Source organism: Dryocola clanedunensis, from assembly GCF_038405435.1.
Taxonomy (GTDB): Bacteria; Pseudomonadota; Gammaproteobacteria; order Enterobacterales; family Enterobacteriaceae; genus Dryocola; species Dryocola clanedunensis_A.
In genome coordinates, this window is sequence record NZ_JBBYHZ010000003.1 from 371,937 (window position 1) to 388,952 (window position 17,016).

Below are 17,016 nucleotides of genomic sequence, written 5' to 3' on the forward strand. Positions count from 1 at the left end.
TTTAATGTCATTAATTAGTATGCACGGTGCCTGGCTGTCGTTCAGCGACGCGCCGCTGTTAGATAACACAGAACTGCACATCGAAGAAAACGAACGCGTTTGTCTGGTAGGCCGTAACGGCGCCGGTAAGTCGACGCTGATGAAAATTCTTAACCGTGAGGTACCGCTGGACGACGGCCGCATGGTGTACGAACAGGATCTGATTGTTGCACGTCTGCAGCAGGATCCGCCGCGTAACGTTGCGGGCACCGTTTATGACTTCGTTGCTGAAGGGGTAGAGGAGCAGGCTGAATATCTGAAGGCCTATCACGATATCTCGCACAAGGTCATGACCGATCCCAGCGACAGGAACCTTAACGAAATGGCCCGCATCCAGGAGATTCTGGATCACCAGAACCTCTGGCAGCTGGACAGCCGTATTAACGAAGTGCTCGAACAGCTTGGCCTGGATGCGGACACCGAGCTGTCTGCGCTTTCCGGCGGCTGGCTGCGTAAAGCGGCGCTGGGCCGTGCGCTGGTCAGTTCGCCTCGCGTTCTGCTGCTTGATGAGCCAACGAACCACCTGGACATCGAAACCATCGACTGGCTGGAAGGCTTCCTGAAAGAGTTCCAGGGCAGCATTATCTTCATCTCCCACGACCGTTCGTTTATCCGCAATATGGCAACGCGTATTGTCGATCTGGATCGCGGCAAGCTGGTTTCTTATCCTGGCGACTACGACCAGTACCTGCTGGCGAAGGAAGAAGCGCTGCGCGTGGAAGATCTGCAAAACGCAGAGTTCGACCGCAAGCTTGCTCAGGAAGAAGTGTGGATCCGTCAGGGCATCAAAGCGCGCCGCACGCGTAACGAAGGCCGTGTTCGCGCGCTGAAAGCCATGCGCCGTGAGCGTGGCGAGCGCCGTGAAGTGCTGGGCAGCGCCAAAATGCAGGTCGAAGAAGCGGCCCGTTCAGGCAAGATCGTCTTTGAGATGGAAGATGTCTGCTACCAGGTGGCCGGTAAGGTGCTGGTTAAAGATTTCTCCGCCCAGGTACAGCGCAGCGATAAAATCGCGCTGGTTGGCCCGAACGGCTGCGGCAAAACCACCCTGCTGAAGCTGATGCTCAGCCAGCTGGAAGCCGACAGCGGCCGCGTGCACTGCGGAACGAAGCTGGAAGTCGCGTACTTTGACCAGCACCGCGCCGAGCTTGACCCGGATCGCACCGTAATGGATAACCTGGCCGAAGGTAAACAGGAAGTGATGGTGAACGGCAAGCCGCGCCACGTTCTTGGCTATCTGCAGGACTTCCTGTTCCACCCTAAGCGCGCCATGACGCCGGTGCGTGCTTTGTCCGGCGGGGAGCGTAACCGCCTGTTATTAGCGAGATTATTCCTAAAGCCAAGCAATCTGCTGATTCTCGATGAACCGACGAACGACCTGGATGTCGAAACGCTCGAATTGCTTGAGGAGCTGATCGACGGCTACCAGGGCACCGTGATGCTGGTCAGCCACGACCGTCAGTTCGTGGATAACACCGTCACCGAATGCTGGATCTTCGAAGGGGAAGGACGCATCGGCCGCTACGTCGGTGGCTATCACGATGCGAAAGGCCAGCAGGGCTCGGCCCGTTCGTTGCGTGAGCCCGCTCAGGATAAGCAACAAAAGAGCGAGCCTGCAAAGCCAGATGCTGTAAAACGCGGCAATAGCAAACTAAGCTATAACCTGCAGCGTGAACTGGAGCAGCTACCTCAACGTCTTGAACAACTTGAGGCGGAGCTGGGCGAGCTGCAGGCGAAAGTCGGCGATCCCGAGTTCTTTAACCAACCGCATGACGCAACGCAAAAAGTTTTGAGCGAACTGGCCACGGCTGAGAAAGCACTGGAAGACGCTTTCGAACGCTGGGAGTACCTCGAGTCTCTGAAAAACGGCGCGTAAATTAAGGAGACCCAATATGTGTGCCACGCATCATCCGAGTTCGCACATATTGTGTCCACAATGTGACTTACTGGTAGCACTGCCAGCATTGCAGGATGGCCACAAGGCCGCCTGCCCACGTTGTGGCACAACGCTTGTCACCCAATGGGAATCTCCGCGTCAGCGGCCTACGGCCTATGCCATCGCCGCGCTCTTTATGCTGCTGCTGGCTAATCTGTTCCCTTTCATCAATATGAAAGTCGCGGGCATTACCAGCGAAGTCACGCTGCTGGAAATCCCCGGCGTGATGTTCTCCGAAGATTATTCCAGCCTCGGCGCCTTCTTTATGCTGTTTGTGCAGGCTGTTCCAGCCCTCTGCCTGCTCTCTATTCTGCTGCTGGTAAACCAGGTTAATTTGCCTGACCGCCTCAAGCGTGGTCTGGCTCGTCTGCTGTTCCAGCTGAAATCCTGGGGAATGGCGGAGATCTTCCTGGCCGGCGTGCTGGTCAGCTTCGTAAAGCTGATGGCCTATGGTGACATAGGCGTCGGCAGCAGCTTCCTCCCGTGGTGCCTGTTCTGCCTGCTGCAGCTACGTGCTTTTCAGTGCGTCGACAGACGCTGGCTATGGGACGATATCGCTCCAATGCCGGTCATTGACCAGACGCTGAAACCAGGCGTTGCAGGCATTAATCAGGGCCTGCGCTCGTGCCCCTGCTGTACCGCCATCGTGCCAGCAGATCAGCTGATCTGCCCCCGTTGCGAAACCAAAGGCTACATCAGAAAGCGTCATAGTCTGCAGTGGACCATCGCGCTGCTGCTCACTTCGATTATGCTGTATCTCCCGGCGAACCTGCTGCCGATTATGGTCACTGAACTGCTGGGAAGTAAGTATCCCTCGACGATCCTGGCGGGCGTTATCCTGCTGTGGAATGAAGGCTCGTTTCCGGTGGCAATGGTCATTTTTATCGCCAGCATCATGGTGCCAACCCTGAAAATGCTGGCCATTGCCTGGCTATGCTGGGACGCCAAAGGCCACGGCGACCGTGACAGCGAACGCATGCACCTGATTTATGAAGTTGTGGAATTTGTAGGCCGCTGGTCGATGATCGATGTCTTTGTCATTGCGGTGCTCTCAGCCCTCGTCAGGATGGGCGCACTGATGAATATCTATCCGGCTATCGGCGCCATTATGTTTGCGTTTGTGGTTATTTTGACAATGTTTGCTGCGATGACCTTTGACCCTCGCTTGTCCTGGGATCGCGCATCAGATTCAACCCATGAGGAGTCGTCTGAGCATGGAAAATAAAAGCGGGGAAGCAAAAGTACAAAAGGTGAAAAACTGGTCGCCGGTGTGGATCTTCCCCATTGTGACCGCGCTGATTGGCGCATGGATCCTGTTTTATCACTACAGCCATCAGGGACCGGAAGTGACGCTGATTACTACCAGCGCGGAAGGCATTGAGGCGGGTAAAACCACCATTAAAAGCCGCAGCGTGGATGTCGGCGTCGTGGAAAGCGCCGTGCTTTCTGATGACCTGCTGCACGTTCAGATCACCGCTCGTCTCAATTCCGGAATGGAAAAACTGCTGCACAAAGACTCGGTGTTCTGGGTCGTCAAGCCGCAGGTAGGGCGCGGCGGCGTATCCGGCCTGAGCACTCTGTTGTCTGGTGCGTATATAGAGCTGCAGCCTGGCACAAAAGGACCGCAGCCGGAGCGCTACGATCTGCTTGATTCGCCACCTCTGGCCTCGCCTGATGCCAAAGGCATTCGGGTTATTCTCGACAGCAACAAGGCGGGCCAGCTTTCTCCGGGCGATCCGGTGCTGTTCCGCGGCTATCGCGTGGGATCCGTTGAAACGAGCACCTTCGATCCGACCAAGCGCAGCATCCGTTATCAGCTGTTTATCAGCGCGCCGAACGACCGTCTGGTCACCAATAACGTCCGCTTCTGGAAAGACAGCGGCGTGGCGGTCGATCTCTCTTCCCAGGGGATGCGCGTTGAGATGGGCTCCCTGACCACGCTGTTCAGCGGTGGGGTGAGCTTTGACGTGCCGGACTCGCTGGAAACGGGCGAGCCGGTGCAGACGGGCAGCGAATTCAAACTCTTTGACGATCAGAAAAGCATTCAGGATTCGCTCTATACCGAGCACATCGACTATCTGATGTTCTTCAAAGATTCCGTGCGTGGCCTGCAGCCTGGCGCACCGGTTGAGTTCCGCGGTATTCGTCTGGGGACTGTCGCTCGCGTGCCGTTCTTCACGCCGGGCATGCGCCAGAAGCTTAACGATGACTTCCGTATCCCGATACTGATCCGCATCGAGCCGGAGCGCCTGCAGAACATCGTCGGCTCTGAAATGGATGTTAAAAATAGCCTGGCAAGCCTGCTGCAGCGCGGATTACGAGCCTCGCTGAAAACCGGCAACCTGCTTACGGGCGCGCTTTATGTCGATCTGGACTTCTATCCGAAAGCGGATCCGATCAAAGACATGAAGAGCTTCGGCGGCTATCCAATCATTCCTACGATGAGCGGTGGCCTTGCGCAAATTCAGCAGAGCCTGCTGCAGACGCTGGATAAGATTAACAATCTGCCGCTGAACCCGATGATCGAACAGTCCACCAAATCGCTTGCTGAAACCCAGCGGACGATGCAGCGCCTGCAGGTGACCATCGACAGCATGAACAAGCTGATGGCCAACAAGGCAACGCAGTCCCTGCCGGAAAACATGCAGGCCACGCTCCGCGAGCTGAACCGCAGCATGCAGGGCTTCCAGCCTGGCTCCGCCGCTTACAACAAGATGGTAGGGGATATGCAGCGCCTCGATCAGGTTCTGCGCGAGCTCCAGCCGGTGCTGCGAACCCTGAACGATAAGAGCAATTCGCTGATCTTTGAAGCGAAGGATAAAAAAGATCCCCAGCCGAAGAGGGCTAAAGAATGAAAAAGTGGCTAACGCTATGTGCGGTAATGGCGCTGAGCGCCTGCAGCAGCAGCGATGATGGCAAAACGTACTATCAGCTTCCTCAAAGCTCTAAGCCTGCTATGCAGGCTGTGAGCCAGCCTGGCACCCACCTGTTATGGGTGGAGCAGGTTTCCGTTCCTGATTACCTCGCCGGCAACGGCGTGGTTTATCAGACCAGCGAGGTGAAATACGTTATCGCTACCAGCAATCTGTGGGCCAGCCCGTTGGATCAGCAGCTGCGCACCACGCTGGTCAGCAATCTGGGCAGCGCGCTGCCGGGCTGGGTAGTGGCTTCGCAGCCGCTGGGTTACGATCAGGATACTCTGAATATTAACGTCACCGGCTTCCACGGGCGCTACGACGGCAAGGTGGTGGTTAGCGGCGAGTGGCTGCTCAATCATCAGGGACAGCTCATCAAAAAGCCGTTCCACATTGAGATGAAACAGCAGGATGATGGCTATGACGCGATGGTGAAAACGCTCGCTCAGGCCTGGCAGCAGGAGGCTCAGAGCATCGCCAGCGAGCTTTCACGCCTGAATTAATTCATTCGTACCGCACAAAAAAGCTGCGTACTTTATCCTTTGGGTAAAGCGCAGCTTTTCTTTTGCCTTGAATTCGTTACCTGTGCGAACTCACATTTTTTGTACAAATGATATTCCGCGTAGCTCACAAATATGACGTTGGCGTGAATTTTGCGCATTGACGGAAGAGAAGTTTGCGGGTATTCGTTAGATGTGATTGCACGTTTCGTAATCACTGTTTTCTTTCCACCAGACTAAAGTAATGAGGGAAACGAGGCATGAAGAGACAAAAACGAGATCGCCTGGAACGGGCTCATCAACGTGGTTATCAAGCAGGTATCGCAGGACGTTCCAAAGAGTTATGTCCTTACCAGACACTAAATCAGAGGTCGTACTGGATGGGAGGCTGGCGAGAAGCCATGGAAGACAGGGCGGTTACCGCGTAATCACTGTCTCTTTAGAAAAGAAACCTCCGCCATGCGGAGGTTTCACGTTTTCGGGGATGTACAGCGGGATTAGAAAGCAGTGGTGTCTTTGAACAGGCCTACTTTCATGTCGGTGGCGGTATAAATCACGCGGCCATCAACCAGCACTTCACCATCCGCCATGCCCATGATCAGGCGACGGTTAATAACGCGTTTGAAGTGAATACGGTAGGTCACTTTCTTAGCGGTCGGCAGGATCTGACCCTGAAGTTTAACTTCACCCACGCCCAGCGCACGGCCTTTACCTTCGCCGCCCAGCCAGCCGAGGTAGAATCCTACCAGCTGCCACATTGCGTCGAGGCCAAGACAGCCCGGCATGACCGGATCGCCAATAAAGTGGCAAGCAAAGAACCACAGGTCAGGGGTGATATCCAGTTCTGCTTCAACGTAACCTTTATCGAAGTTACCGCCGTCTTCGGTCATCTTGACCACGCGGTCCATCATCAGCATAGGTGGCGCAGGTAACCGTGGGCCTTCAGCACCAAACAGTTCGCCGCGACCAGAGGCAAGAAGGTCTTCTTTCGTATAGGATTCGCGTTTATCTACCATGTCTACAGTAAGCCTTTTTATAAAGAAGCACGCAGGTTAGCTAACACGTGTACGCTCAACAAGTCCGATCAGTTGTGGTTGAACCAGTTGAGCCAACGCAGTGGCCAGGGATAGCGGTGCCGAATGTCCTGAGCGGAGGCCTGAGCGATGCGCTCCTGGACCGCACGCATCAGCGTATTTTGTCCTTCACCATCCCATGGCAAATTCGTTAATAAGGGTAGCGCATCAGCGACTTCATCGATGGCCCAAATAGTGAATTGTCCTTTTTCTACCGCATCCAGAACGTCCTGATGCAGGCAGAGATGGCGCACGTTAGAGACAGGGATAATCACACCCTGCTGCCCGGTCAGCTCTCGTTGCTGGCAGATGCGGAAGAAGCCTTCAATCTTTTCGTTTAGCCCGCCAACAGGCTGCACGCGGCCAAACTGATCGACTGAACCCGTCACGGCGATATGCTGATAAATCGGCACGTTAGACAGGGCGCTGATTAGCGCGCACAGTTCCGCCATAGACGCGCTGTCACCGTCGACCTCGCTGTAGGACTGCTCGAAGGTAATAGAGGCAGAGAAGGGGATCTGCTGTTCGAGCTGAAGTTCAGACATCAGAAACGCCTGCATGATCATCATGCCCTTGGCGTGAATGTTGCCGCCTAATTCAGCTTTACGTTCTACGTCCGTAAACTCACCGTCGCCAACATGCACAACGCAGCTAATGCGCGAAGGTTCGCCGAAAGCTCGTGGATGGCCCGGGAACTCAATCACCGACAGCGCGTTGATTTGGCCGACCATTTCCCCTTCGGTTTCGATGAGGATCTGTTCAAGCAGGATTTCATCCTGCATGCGTTCCGCCAGGAAGCCTTCCCGCCACTCACGCTGAAGCAGCATCTGGGTGAGCTGCTCGCCGCTGAAGGTTTCCCCCTCGGTAAACGCTGCAACTTCACGCAGCTGGCGAGTCAGCCAAAGAGGACTTAACGGGAGCGTTTCCTGATCGCCGCTGTAGCGCACAGCTTCACGAATCAGGACTGTCCAGGCATCTTCGCCAGGGGAGGGAAGCTGCTTAGCCTGCGCGGTCGCATGGATCCACTGACGCCATAACAGGATTTCTTCCGCAGAGGTAACCTGCAGATTCTCTTCAAATTCGCTGTATATTGCCTGCTCCGCCAGCTCCGGCTCCATATCCTGGAAATCAGCCAGCGATTCTCGCTCGCCTACGAGGATAAGTTTAAGTTCCAGAGGCAGAGAAGGAATGCTCACCGGCAGCGGGCGCGTTTCGTCCGGAGAAATCCAGTCAAAACGCTTCTGGGTCACCATTTGCTTCAGGCGTAGCCAAAGCAGGGGCTGCGCCAGCACGCTACGTAAGGACAGCACCAGCACACCGCCATTGGCACGGTGGATAAGTCCTGGCGTCAGGCTGATTTCGCCGCCGAACTGGCGCACGCAGCCAAACAGCTGCTCGGCTTCAATCCAGTCGGCAACGACTACGTCGCTTCTGCCGGCGAAACTATCTTCATCCGTCTGCGCCGGGCGCAGCGTGATGCGGCTACCTTCAATCACATAGTGACCGCCGGTGAGCGTCTCAGCCGTCTGCCAGACTTCGCGGGTCGCCGCGGCAATAAGGTTAAGGTACTCGGACTCTTCAGCGGCTTTTACCAGCATCAGATCAGCCGAGGCTACCGGTTGGCTCAGCTGTTGCAGGCCGTAAAACAGGCGTGGCTGGACAGCGGAGAAGGGAGCAGAGTCGGTGTCATAAGGCTGCGCAAACAGTTCCTGATAACTCTCGGTATCGGGAACAAGGGCACGCCATTCAAGTCGATTAGTCGTCAAAGTCGCTATTTATTAATTAGATGTAAAGGCGCGATTATACAAGAATAGGGAGGGCAGCACACGGTTAATGCAGAGAACAAGTTTATACGGCTCACAGCTTTCATTTTTCAGGTGAGCGAAAGCCGAAAAAACTGTTATCCTGAAGTAAGTTACACGGTCACACTGAGATCGCGATGAAATATCAACAGTTAGAAAATCTCGAGAGCGGCTGGAAGTGGAAGTATCTGGTTAAGAAGCACCGGGAGGGGGAACTCATCACCCGCTATATCGAAGCCAGTGCGGCAAAAGAAGCCGTAGACGCGTTGCTCAGCCTGGAAAATGAACCTGTTCAGGTGCTGGGCTGGATAGAGCAGCACATGAATCCTGTGCTTCATAATCGCATGAAGCAGACGATTCGTGCCCGCCGTAAGCGTCACTTCAACGCGGAACACCAGCATACACGCAAGAAATCTATCGATCTGGAATATCTGGTCTGGCAGCGATTAGCGGGGCTTGCGCATCGGCGCGGCTGTACGCTTTCAGAAACTATTGTGCAGTTGATTGAAGATGCCGAGCGTAAAGAGAAGTACGCAAGCCAAATGTCGAATCTGAAACAGGATCTGCAGGCCTTGCTCGGTAAAGAGTAGGGCCGCATTACGGCCCCAGTCTCTTTTCAAATGGCAAATTTCAGACAATAAAAAACCCCGCCTTGGCGGGGTTTTTTTATAACGGTAACTTATGCCGCAGGCTGAGTTACAACGTCTTTGATACCTTTAACTTCGATCTCTACGCGACGATCTGGAGCCAGGCAATCAATCAGTTTAGCTTTAGGCGCTACGTTATCACAGGTGTTGCCAGTAACTGGGTTAGATTCGCCCATACCACGTGGGGAGATCTTGTTAGCTGGGATACCTTTAGAGATCAGGTAATCAACAACAGACTGTGCACGCTTGTCAGACAGCTTCTGGTTGTACTGGTCGGAACCGATACGGTCGGTGAAGCCCAGAACGACAACAGAACCATCTTTCGGATCCAGGTTGCTCAGCTGGGTATACAGCTGATCCAGTGCCTGTTGACCTTCCGGCTTCAGAGTTGATTTGTTGAAGTTGAACAGAACGTCAGACTTCAGAGTGAAGTGCTTGGTCTGTACTTCTGGCGCTGGAGCTGGAGCAGGTGCTACAACTGGTGCGTTATCTTCCTGACCGAAACGGTAAGAAACACCTACGCTCAGCATGCCGTTGTCTGGACGAGTCCCAACGGTTTCTGCATCACCAATGTTGTTAACCCACTGGTATTCCAGACGGGTAGCGATGTCACGAGTAACAGCCCACTCAACACCACCAGCGAATACTGGAGAAACACCAGTGTCGTGGTCTTTCAGACGACCGCCAGCACCGTTGTTATATGCTGCTTTGGAGTCTGCACGCCAAACCATACCACCCAGACGAGTGTACACGTCCAGATCGTCCATTACTGGGTAGCTCAGTTTAGCAGTCAGCTGAACGCCTTGTGCTTTGAAAGCGCCGTTGTTTACGTCGCCTTTGTATGGCATACGACCTAACCAGTCGTAACCCATTTCAAAACCAACGTACGGGTTAACCTGATAACCACCGAAGGCACCAGCACCCAGTTGGCTTTCGTGGGTAGGACCGTTGCCGATGCCGCCCTCGTAACCATTACCGTAGAAACCGGTGTCATGGAACTGAGACCAGCCCAGTTTACCACCAGCATACCAGGTGTTATCTTTTGGAGCGGCCTGCGCTACGGTAGCGAAGCCAGCCAGTGCCACTGCAATCGCGATAGCTGTCTTTTTCATTTTTTGCGCCTCATTATCATCCAAATAGGCCATGAGCCTTAAATCTTAAAGCCCAGGGTTTAATCCTTCGCCCGGGTTCACGCTCAATTGTTACTCTACCGATCAATCGGTGTTATGAAGAGCAACCCTGGCGAGCTAAAGTCTACAACGTAGTTGAAAACTTACAAGTGTGAACTCGGTCAGGCATATGAAAAAAAACGACTTGCGTACACATTTGCTAACAAACATGACTGTAAATTGAACGCGCATTTTAGGCGGGGATCCCGCCAGAAGCGGCTTGCGAAGGGGATTCGCGAATAAACACAGTGCGTTATCCGAATCACATAAAAAGTTCCAGGATTTATCTTAAATTTACTTAATGATACAAACTAGAATGAATTTTTAGCTCGCTTCGTGGTCTGTTTGCGGATCCACCGCTTCGGTTTGGGCGCATAATGAGCCCGATCGCGTTGCCTTTTTCTGCTGCATCAGCAAGGCGAAAATGCTCATCGTCGGTCAATTCGTCCGATAACCAACCGATAACAACGCTGTAATTTCCTGTCTCTAATGCTTTTACCATAGCATCAACGGTGAAAAGTGCATCCAGCTGGCTCACCTGCATGACTTTTGCCAGCGGCAGCCCGGAAGCCTCAACCCACTGACGGCTTAATTTCTGTTTTGGCGTGAGCCAAAGCTGCCAGCGTGACTGTTGGCTGAGCTGCTGGAGAAGCGGTAACAGCAGAAGCTGCGTCATCCATGGCTGGTCCTCGCTGTAGACCACTTCACTAATCAATCCTCTGATCTCATGGTCTGCCTGGGAAGGGGCAGGGGAGAGCGCTTTGGCCGCGCGTTGAGTAAGTTGAGTTCGGTAGTTGAATGTGTGCATAGTGAGTCCCGCCTGATGGGTTACTGTATGCATATACAGTAATGCCTGTGCGGGTAAAGATCAATCAAAATTTCGGAAGACATCTCGCAAATTCTTCACGCAGTTTGCTCATTTGTTAAATTGCTATTGCAGCCCGCTGCCAGGTTACTTATTTTCCTGTTACGGGAAGGGGTAGCGAAGCCAGTAAAAATTTAATTCATGATAATTAAGGACATATTCATGAGAGTGAAGTCATATGTGCGAATACATCAGTCCAGAGAATACCTCTCAGCGCTGGGGGAAATCGATTATCGTTCACAATTCGGCGGCTACAGTCTGGCCGTAGAAGATGTGGTTTTTGCTATGGTCTCCGAGGGCGAACTCTACCTGCGGGCTTGTGAAGAGTGCGAAAGTTACTTCGTAAAAAAAGCCTCCCCTCCCCTGATATTCAGTAAGCGTGGTCGGCCCATCGCGCTGAACTACTACCGAGTTGATGAAGAGCTCTGGAAAGATTCAAAAAAACTTTTGCACCTTTCCTCCCTTTCACTCAGAAGCGCGCGCCGCGAGCGTAAGGGTCGCAAAGTTCAGCAGCGCCTGAAAGATTTACCTAATCTGTCTGTCAATCTGGAAATCATGCTCTGGGAAGCGGGGATCACGGATATCCGTACGCTGTATGCATATGGTGCAAGACGCAGCTGGATAAAACTGCGCACCGTTAAGAAATGCGTTGGCCTGAAGATTCTGCTGGCGCTGGCCGGCGCGATATCCGGTACTCATGAAGCTGCACTCCCGGCGCGGATACGCCAGGAGCTGGCAGACTGGTACCGACAATATGAGCAGCGAAAACGCCGTTAATCAGCCTCCTGTAAAATGTGCTGCTGGAGGCGAGAAATTTCCGGTAGCAGGGCCACAAGCAGACCAATCTGTTGCAGGACCAGAGGCTCTTTCGTCTCCGCAGAGGCTTCGATATGCGCAATTCGTTCTGAAAGGCTGCTCAACGCCTGCTGAACACGCTCTTCGTCCGCAGGCAAATGATGAAGGGCGTCATCCACATAGCAAACGGCATCGTCAAGCAGCAGCAGGATTTGTGGGTTGCTGAGCTTTTCGCGATGGGCGCCCAGCGCTGATATATAGCTGTTGAAAGTATGGTTCAGACACAGCAGGCGAAACGCCGTTTCTTTCGTCTCGGACGTAACCCGGGGTTCTGAGGACATATTCGACACCACGGAGGCTAAATCCGCATCGCGATTATGAGCATCCCGGCGCGCGATTCGATACTCAAGCCGGTTATCCCGTCCCTGATGGTATTGCTCAAGAATGGCATCCAGGTAGCGACAGTTGGCGTTGAATGCCCGTTCCACTACCAGCGGCAGACGGCGGAAGCGCCAGTCTGGCCAGATAAAGCTCACCGCGGCCCAGGCGATACCGCAGCCCAAAAGCGTATCAATAACGCGAGGTAAAGCCACCTCGAAGCCTTCCCCGAGCAGGTTAAAGCACAGCAGAACCAGAAGCGTAATGAACATCGTTGCGTGCGCATACTGAACATTACGGAACGCAAAGAACAGCACGCCGGTAATCACGATAAGGATCAGCTGGCCTTCCAGCGACGGAACAAAGTACAAAATCGGCAGGCCGAGCGCTACGCCGATAAGCGTACCCACGATACGCAATGCCAGGCGTCGGCGTGTGGCGCTATAGTTAGGCTGGCAGACAAAGAGGCTGGTCAGCAGTATCCAGTAGCCATGCTGCAGCCCGGTAAACTGAATAAACGCATAGCCGACGCAAAGCACGGTGGACATGCGCACAGCATGGCGGAACAGGGCGGATTCCGGCGTCAGGTTGCGGGCCAGTCGCTGCCAGATATCTCCAAAGCCCGTCAGCCTGTCATCGGCTAGCCGCGTTTCCATTTCATTAATGGGGGCTGCCAGAGCCTGTTCAGATTCAATCGTCGCCAGCTGCGCATCGATGGCGCGCAGGTTATTCATCAGGAAACCGAGCGCCTTTCTTTCACTTCCTGTCGGGTCTGCTGCGTTGACGCGCTCGATAGCGGCTTCGAGGTGTGTAAATGCGCGTTCAAAACTTGCGTCATGCTGATAGGGCATCCGCAGCAAAATCGAGCGTGATAGCTGCTGACATGCATGTGACTGCATGGTAAGCAGTCGCTGAAAGCGGAACATGATATCGCTGTACCGAAACTTATCCCGCAATGCCTGGTATTGAATATGTGAAGAGCTCGCGCGTTCGTGAATGTCCTGGGCGACGAAATAGTAGTGTAGTGTACGCCGGGTACCTCGTTGCCCCCGATCGCCCCGCAGGCGGGTCAGCAGAGAGGCTTTTGTCTGATTAAGCGTGGTGACCAGCTGGCTGTTCGCCATCGCCAGTTTCAGCATTGGCGCCTGGCTTTCATCCTCTATATCGGGGTCGAAAAGCGTGGCCTTAACGTCCAGAAACTGGGCGAGATGGTCGTAGCAGCGGGCCAGATTGTCCTGTAACGGGCGTATCGGAAAGATCAAATGCCCGGCAAGTGTCAGGAGGTTATACCAGACGGCACCGGTGAGCAGCAGCAGCGGCTGCTGATACCAGTGGCTATATAAAGAGATGCCGAGCATGGTATAGATGGCAATCAGCAGCGCGCCAAAAGCGATAGTGGCGTAGCGCTGGCCCAGTCCGCCAAGCAGAATAAACCCGCTTGTGGAAATCATTAGCCCAAGAGCAAACAGCCACGGCCAGGGATAGAGAAGCTCTACCGATGCGGAGGCGATAAAAAAGCTCACCAGGGTGATGACCAGATTACGCAGCCGGCCGGTCAGACGATCGTCCAGATCGGCCAGGGCTGCGGCAACCACCCCGAGGGTGAGCGGGATGGTCAGCTTCACCTCTCCGAGCCACCAGGGCAGGGCGGCCGTACCGGTTAACGCAATAAATATGCGTAAGTTATACAGCCAGGCGCTGTTCCAGGTATAGCGGCGCAGTAAAGGACTAAGCATCAGCAGCCATTTCCCTCTGCATTACTGAAAGCGACGCTGGGCGTTAGCGGTGCGGGCGGCCTGTGCGACTTCCACAGGAACCACGCGGCGACCCACTGGCCACAGTGCGATGGCGGCAATCTTAAAATTGGCGATGCCCACCGGAATACCGATGATGCTCACGCACTGAACAATCCCGGTCATGATGTGCATAACGCAAAGCCACCAGCCAAAGAAAATCAGCCACAGAACGTTCAGCAGGGTGCCGCCGGTGTTCATTATCGCGCTTTTACCCTGAGGATTAAGCTCATCGACATGAACGGCTTCGTTACCATAAGGTACGAATGAGAGTTTGGTGATCTCCCAGCAGGAGCGCGTCAGCGGAAGCGTGAAAATAAAAATAATACTGACGAGAGTGGCCAGTAGCCAGGAGAGGGTTGTCAAAAATCCACCCAGCACAAAGTTCAATACATTTAGGACGGTACGCATAAGCACTCTTCGTTAGTAAATGTCATACAATGAATAACCACAGCAATTGTAACGCGTTTTTACCCTGGAGCGTGATCCCTTCGGCGGGTAAACTGAGCGGCAATAAAATTCAGGAGCAGACAAAGCGTCATGGAACTCAAAGCGACCTCCCTTGGCAAACATTTAGCACAGCATCCCTACAATCGCGTGAAGCTGCTCAGCGCGGGCGTTGAGGTTAAGGGCGATCGTCACGAATACCTTATCCCATTCAACCAGCTGGTGGCGATTAACATCAAGCGCGGCCTGGTCTGGGGGGAGCTCGAGTTCGTACTGCCGGACGATAAAGTCGTTCGCCTGCACGGCACCGAGTGGGGTGAAACCCAGCGCTTTTATCAGCATCTACATGCGCTCTGGCAAAGCTGGAGCGCAGAAATGAGCGAGGTTGCCGCTCAGGTTCTCAACGAGCAGTATGACGAAATCCTGCGCCGGACACAGCAGGAAAAATGGTTCAAACGCAGCGATATGCAGGCCCTGCAGCAGAACGTCAGGTCGGCTTTCACCGCGCTGCCTCTCCCGCAGGCACGTCTTGAAGAGTTTGATAACTGCCGGGAAGCGTGGCTGAACTGCAAAGCGTGGCTCGAGCAGGGCGAAAAGCGTCGCCATGAAAGGAATGCTGCCTACACCGACCGAATGCTTGAAAAATATGCCGCCTTCTTTGAAGGGGTGGAGAGTTCACCGCTGAACCCTTCCCAGGCGCGGGCGGTAGTCAACGGTGAGGATTCCTTACTGGTGCTTGCCGGAGCCGGGAGCGGTAAAACATCCGTGCTGGTCGCGCGAGCAGGCTGGCTACTGCAGCGCGGCGAGGCAACGGAAGATCAAATTCTGCTGCTGGCGTTTGGGCGTCAGGCCGCGCAGGAAATGGATGAGCGCATCGCTGAGCGTCTGCATACCGACGCCATAACCGCCAGAACCTTCCACGCGCTGGCTCTGCATATTATCCAGCAGGGGAGCAAGAAGGCTCCGCGCATCAGCGAGCTGGAATCTGATACCAGCGCACGCCACAGGCTCTTAATCGAAAACTGGCAGCAGCAGTGCCGCGAGAAAAAAGCCCAGGCAAAAGGATGGCGTGAATGGCTAAGCGATGAACTGGAGTGGGACGTCCCTGAAGGCGAATTCTGGCGCGATGAACGTTTAGCAAAACGCCTTGCCAGCAGGCTGGACCGCTGGCTGGGGCTGATGCGCATGCACGGCGGCTCGCAGGCAGAGATGATCGCCGCTTGTCCCGAAGAAGTGCGCGACGTCTTTACCAGACGCGTTAAGCTCATGGCGCCTTTGCTGAAGTGCTGGAAGGCCGCGTTAAAGGCAGAAGAGGCGGTGGACTTTTCAGGCCTCATTCACCAGGCGGTTAACGTGCTGGAGAAAGGGCGTTTCGTCAGCCCGTGGAAGCACATTCTGGTGGATGAATTTCAGGATATCTCACCCCAGCGCGCGGCCCTGCTGGCGGCGCTGCGCCGTCAAAATTCCCATACTTTACTTTATGCCGTTGGAGACGACTGGCAGGCCATCTATCGTTTCAGCGGGGCCGAAATGGCGCTGACGACGGCCTTTGCACATCACTTTGGGGAAGGGGACCAGTGTGCGCTGGACACGACCTACCGTTTCAACGACCGCATCGGTGAAATAGCTAACAGCTTTATTCAGCAAAACCCGAATCAGCTGGCGAAGCCGCTTAATAGCTTATCGAAAGGCGATAAAAAATCGGTGACGCTGCTGGTGGAAGACCAGCTGGAGGCGCTGCTCGATAAGCTCAGCGGCTACGCTAAGCCCGAGCAGCGGATACTGGTACTGGCCCGCTATCATCATCTGCGTCCGCCAGCGCTGGAAAAGGCGGCAACGCGCTGGCCGAAGCTGCAGATCGATTTTATGACCATCCACGCCAGCAAGGGCCAGCAGGCGGATTATGTCATCGTGCTGGGCCTTCAGCAGGGCAAGGACGGTTTCCCCGCTCCGGCAAGGGAATCGGTGATGGAACAGGCCCTGCTCCCGCAGCCGGAAGAGTATCTGGACGCCGAGGAGCGGCGCCTGCTGTATGTGGCAATGACGCGGGCACGTCATCGTGTCTGGCTGATGTTTAATAAAAAAGAGCCGTCTGATTTTGTCGACATTCTCAAACGACTCGGCGTGCCCGCGGCAGGCCGCCCTTAATTACTTCAGGCGTTCAGCCAGGTAGCGCTGATAATCAGGAATGAGGATTTCCACCTCCTGGCTGAAACCCGGTGATTGTATAATGAAATCGGCGGTGGAGAGGTTGGTGGCGACAGGAATATTCCATACGGTCGCCAGCCGCAGCAGCGCCTTCACGTCCGGGTCATGGGGCACGGCATTCAGCGGATCCCAGAAGAAAATCAACATATCAATTTTCCCTTCAGAAATCAGCGCCCCGACCTGCTGGTCACCGCCCATCGGGCCGCTTAGCATCGCATTCACATCCAGCCCGCTGGCTCGCTGAATCAGATTACCAGTAGTGCCGGTGGCATAGAGCACATGCTGGCTCAGGGACGCCTTGTGACGTTCAACCCACTTAAGAAGTGACTCTTTGCAGTGGTCATGTGCCACCAGCGCAATATGCTTGCGGGCCGCGAGGGTACGGGTCGTTGATTCCATGAGTATTTCCAGTTGATTAGCGTTGACCACAGCTTACTGGAAGTCGCTGATGC

At 54.5% G+C, this 17,016-nt stretch carries 15 protein-coding genes; 8 read left to right on the top strand and 7 right to left on the bottom strand.

The genetic code is table 11. The annotated features are described in order from the left end of the window. Positions 1–4 precede the first annotated feature (4 nt). The 5 genes from AAE045_RS09305 (at position 5) to rmf (ending at position 5,815) form a co-directional block, all read left to right on the top strand. Positions 5–1,912: an ABC transporter ATP-binding protein gene (locus AAE045_RS09305; protein WP_455547464.1), complete on the top strand. Its 1,908-nt coding sequence runs from the start codon at positions 5–7 to the stop codon at positions 1,910–1,912. Positions 1,913–1,928: 16 nt separating this feature from the next. Then, positions 1,929–3,197: a membrane integrity-associated transporter subunit PqiA gene (pqiA, locus tag AAE045_RS09310; protein ID WP_455547465.1), complete on the top strand. Its 1,269-nt coding sequence runs from the start codon at positions 1,929–1,931 to the stop codon at positions 3,195–3,197. Further along, on the top strand, positions 3,187–4,827 hold the full coding sequence (gene pqiB / locus AAE045_RS09315) for an intermembrane transport protein PqiB (protein WP_455547466.1): 1,641 nt from the start codon (positions 3,187–3,189) through the stop codon (positions 4,825–4,827). Before pqiA ends, pqiB begins: the two co-directional genes overlap by 11 nt. After that, positions 4,824–5,390 (top strand): membrane integrity-associated transporter subunit PqiC, encoded by a 567-nt coding sequence (gene pqiC, locus AAE045_RS09320; RefSeq protein ID WP_455547467.1) that lies wholly within the window; start codon positions 4,824–4,826, stop codon positions 5,388–5,390. Before pqiB ends, pqiC begins: the two co-directional genes overlap by 4 nt. Positions 5,391–5,647: 257 nt before the next feature. Further along, a complete protein-coding gene (rmf, locus tag AAE045_RS09325; protein ID WP_455427629.1) occupies positions 5,648–5,815 on the top strand; it encodes a ribosome modulation factor in 168 nt (55 codons plus the stop codon). 69 nt (positions 5,816–5,884) lie between these two features. On the opposite strand, the gene fabA is transcribed toward rmf, so the two are convergent. Next, a complete protein-coding gene (gene fabA, locus AAE045_RS09330) occupies positions 5,885–6,403 on the bottom strand; it encodes a bifunctional 3-hydroxydecanoyl-ACP dehydratase/trans-2-decenoyl-ACP isomerase (RefSeq protein ID WP_455547468.1) in 519 nt (172 codons plus the stop codon). 68 nt (positions 6,404–6,471) lie between these two features. After that, positions 6,472–8,226 (bottom strand): AAA family ATPase, encoded by a 1,755-nt coding sequence (locus AAE045_RS09335; RefSeq protein WP_455547469.1) that lies wholly within the window; start codon positions 8,224–8,226, stop codon positions 6,472–6,474. A gap of 173 nt (positions 8,227–8,399) precedes the next feature. Between AAE045_RS09335 and matP the strand changes: the two genes are divergently transcribed. Then, the gene (gene matP, locus AAE045_RS09340) at positions 8,400–8,852 is read left to right on the top strand and encodes a macrodomain Ter protein MatP (RefSeq protein WP_455547470.1); all 453 of its coding nucleotides are present in this window, start codon (positions 8,400–8,402) and stop codon (positions 8,850–8,852) included. Positions 8,853–8,941: 89 nt separating this feature from the next. Here the strand turns inward: matP and ompA are convergent, their stop codons facing one another. After that, the gene (gene ompA, locus AAE045_RS09345) at positions 8,942–10,021 is read right to left on the bottom strand and encodes a porin OmpA (RefSeq protein WP_455547471.1); all 1,080 of its coding nucleotides are present in this window, start codon (positions 10,019–10,021) and stop codon (positions 8,942–8,944) included. Positions 10,022–10,376: 355 nt separating this feature from the next. Then, on the bottom strand, positions 10,377–10,886 hold the full coding sequence (gene sulA / locus AAE045_RS09350) for an SOS-induced cell division inhibitor SulA (RefSeq protein WP_455547472.1): 510 nt from the start codon (positions 10,884–10,886) through the stop codon (positions 10,377–10,379). A 219-nt stretch (positions 10,887–11,105) separates the two neighbouring features. Between sulA and AAE045_RS09355 the strand changes: the two genes are divergently transcribed. After that, complete coding sequence (locus AAE045_RS09355) at positions 11,106–11,720, top strand: TfoX/Sxy family DNA transformation protein (protein ID WP_455547670.1); 615 nt, start codon at positions 11,106–11,108, stop codon at positions 11,718–11,720. Here the strand turns inward: AAE045_RS09355 and yccS are convergent. Both yccS and AAE045_RS09365 read right to left on the bottom strand, forming a co-directional pair. Then, positions 11,717–13,852 (bottom strand): YccS family putative transporter, encoded by a 2,136-nt coding sequence (gene yccS, locus AAE045_RS09360; RefSeq protein ID WP_455547473.1) that lies wholly within the window; start codon positions 13,850–13,852, stop codon positions 11,717–11,719. The two genes, AAE045_RS09355 and yccS, sit on opposite strands and share 4 nt — an antisense overlap. A 21-nt stretch (positions 13,853–13,873) precedes the next feature. Then, positions 13,874–14,320 carry a YccF domain-containing protein gene (locus AAE045_RS09365; RefSeq protein WP_455547474.1) on the bottom strand — a complete coding sequence of 149 codons (447 nt, stop codon included), beginning with the start codon at positions 14,318–14,320 and terminating at the stop codon, positions 13,874–13,876. A gap of 129 nt (positions 14,321–14,449) precedes the next feature. Here AAE045_RS09365 and helD point away from each other — a divergent pair, with 129 nt between their 5' ends. Next, the gene (gene helD / locus AAE045_RS09370) at positions 14,450–16,504 is read left to right on the top strand and encodes a DNA helicase IV (RefSeq protein WP_455547475.1); all 2,055 of its coding nucleotides are present in this window, start codon (positions 14,450–14,452) and stop codon (positions 16,502–16,504) included. Here helD and mgsA read toward each other — a convergent pair whose 3' ends face one another. Then, complete coding sequence (gene mgsA / locus AAE045_RS09375) at positions 16,505–16,963, bottom strand: methylglyoxal synthase (protein WP_455547476.1); 459 nt, start codon at positions 16,961–16,963, stop codon at positions 16,505–16,507. Positions 16,964–17,016: the final 53 nt, after the last annotated feature.

Bases quoted from the DNA above. Each gene is read 5' to 3' on its own strand.
- yccS (WP_455547473.1), bottom strand. From the start codon at position 13,852: ATGCTTAGTCCTTTACTGCGCCGCTATACCTGGAACAGCGCCTGGCTG.
- mgsA (WP_455547476.1), bottom strand. From the start codon at position 16,963: ATGGAATCAACGACCCGTACCCTCGCGGCCCGCAAGCATATTGCGCTG.
- helD (WP_455547475.1), top strand. From the start codon at position 14,450: ATGGAACTCAAAGCGACCTCCCTTGGCAAACATTTAGCACAGCATCCC.
- AAE045_RS09355 (WP_455547670.1), top strand. From the start codon at position 11,106: ATGAGAGTGAAGTCATATGTGCGAATACATCAGTCCAGAGAATACCTC.
- fabA (WP_455547468.1), bottom strand. From the start codon at position 6,403: ATGGTAGATAAACGCGAATCCTATACGAAAGAAGACCTTCTTGCCTCT.
- sulA (WP_455547472.1), bottom strand. From the start codon at position 10,886: ATGCACACATTCAACTACCGAACTCAACTTACTCAACGCGCGGCCAAA.
- pqiA (WP_455547465.1), top strand. From the start codon at position 1,929: ATGTGTGCCACGCATCATCCGAGTTCGCACATATTGTGTCCACAATGT.
- AAE045_RS09305 (WP_455547464.1), top strand. From the start codon at position 5: ATGTCATTAATTAGTATGCACGGTGCCTGGCTGTCGTTCAGCGACGCG.
- ompA (WP_455547471.1), bottom strand. From the start codon at position 10,021: ATGAAAAAGACAGCTATCGCGATTGCAGTGGCACTGGCTGGCTTCGCT.
- AAE045_RS09365 (WP_455547474.1), bottom strand. From the start codon at position 14,320: ATGCGTACCGTCCTAAATGTATTGAACTTTGTGCTGGGTGGATTTTTG.
- matP (WP_455547470.1), top strand. From the start codon at position 8,400: ATGAAATATCAACAGTTAGAAAATCTCGAGAGCGGCTGGAAGTGGAAG.
- pqiC (WP_455547467.1), top strand. From the start codon at position 4,824: ATGAAAAAGTGGCTAACGCTATGTGCGGTAATGGCGCTGAGCGCCTGC.
- pqiB (WP_455547466.1), top strand. From the start codon at position 3,187: ATGGAAAATAAAAGCGGGGAAGCAAAAGTACAAAAGGTGAAAAACTGG.
- rmf (WP_455427629.1), top strand. From the start codon at position 5,648: ATGAAGAGACAAAAACGAGATCGCCTGGAACGGGCTCATCAACGTGGT.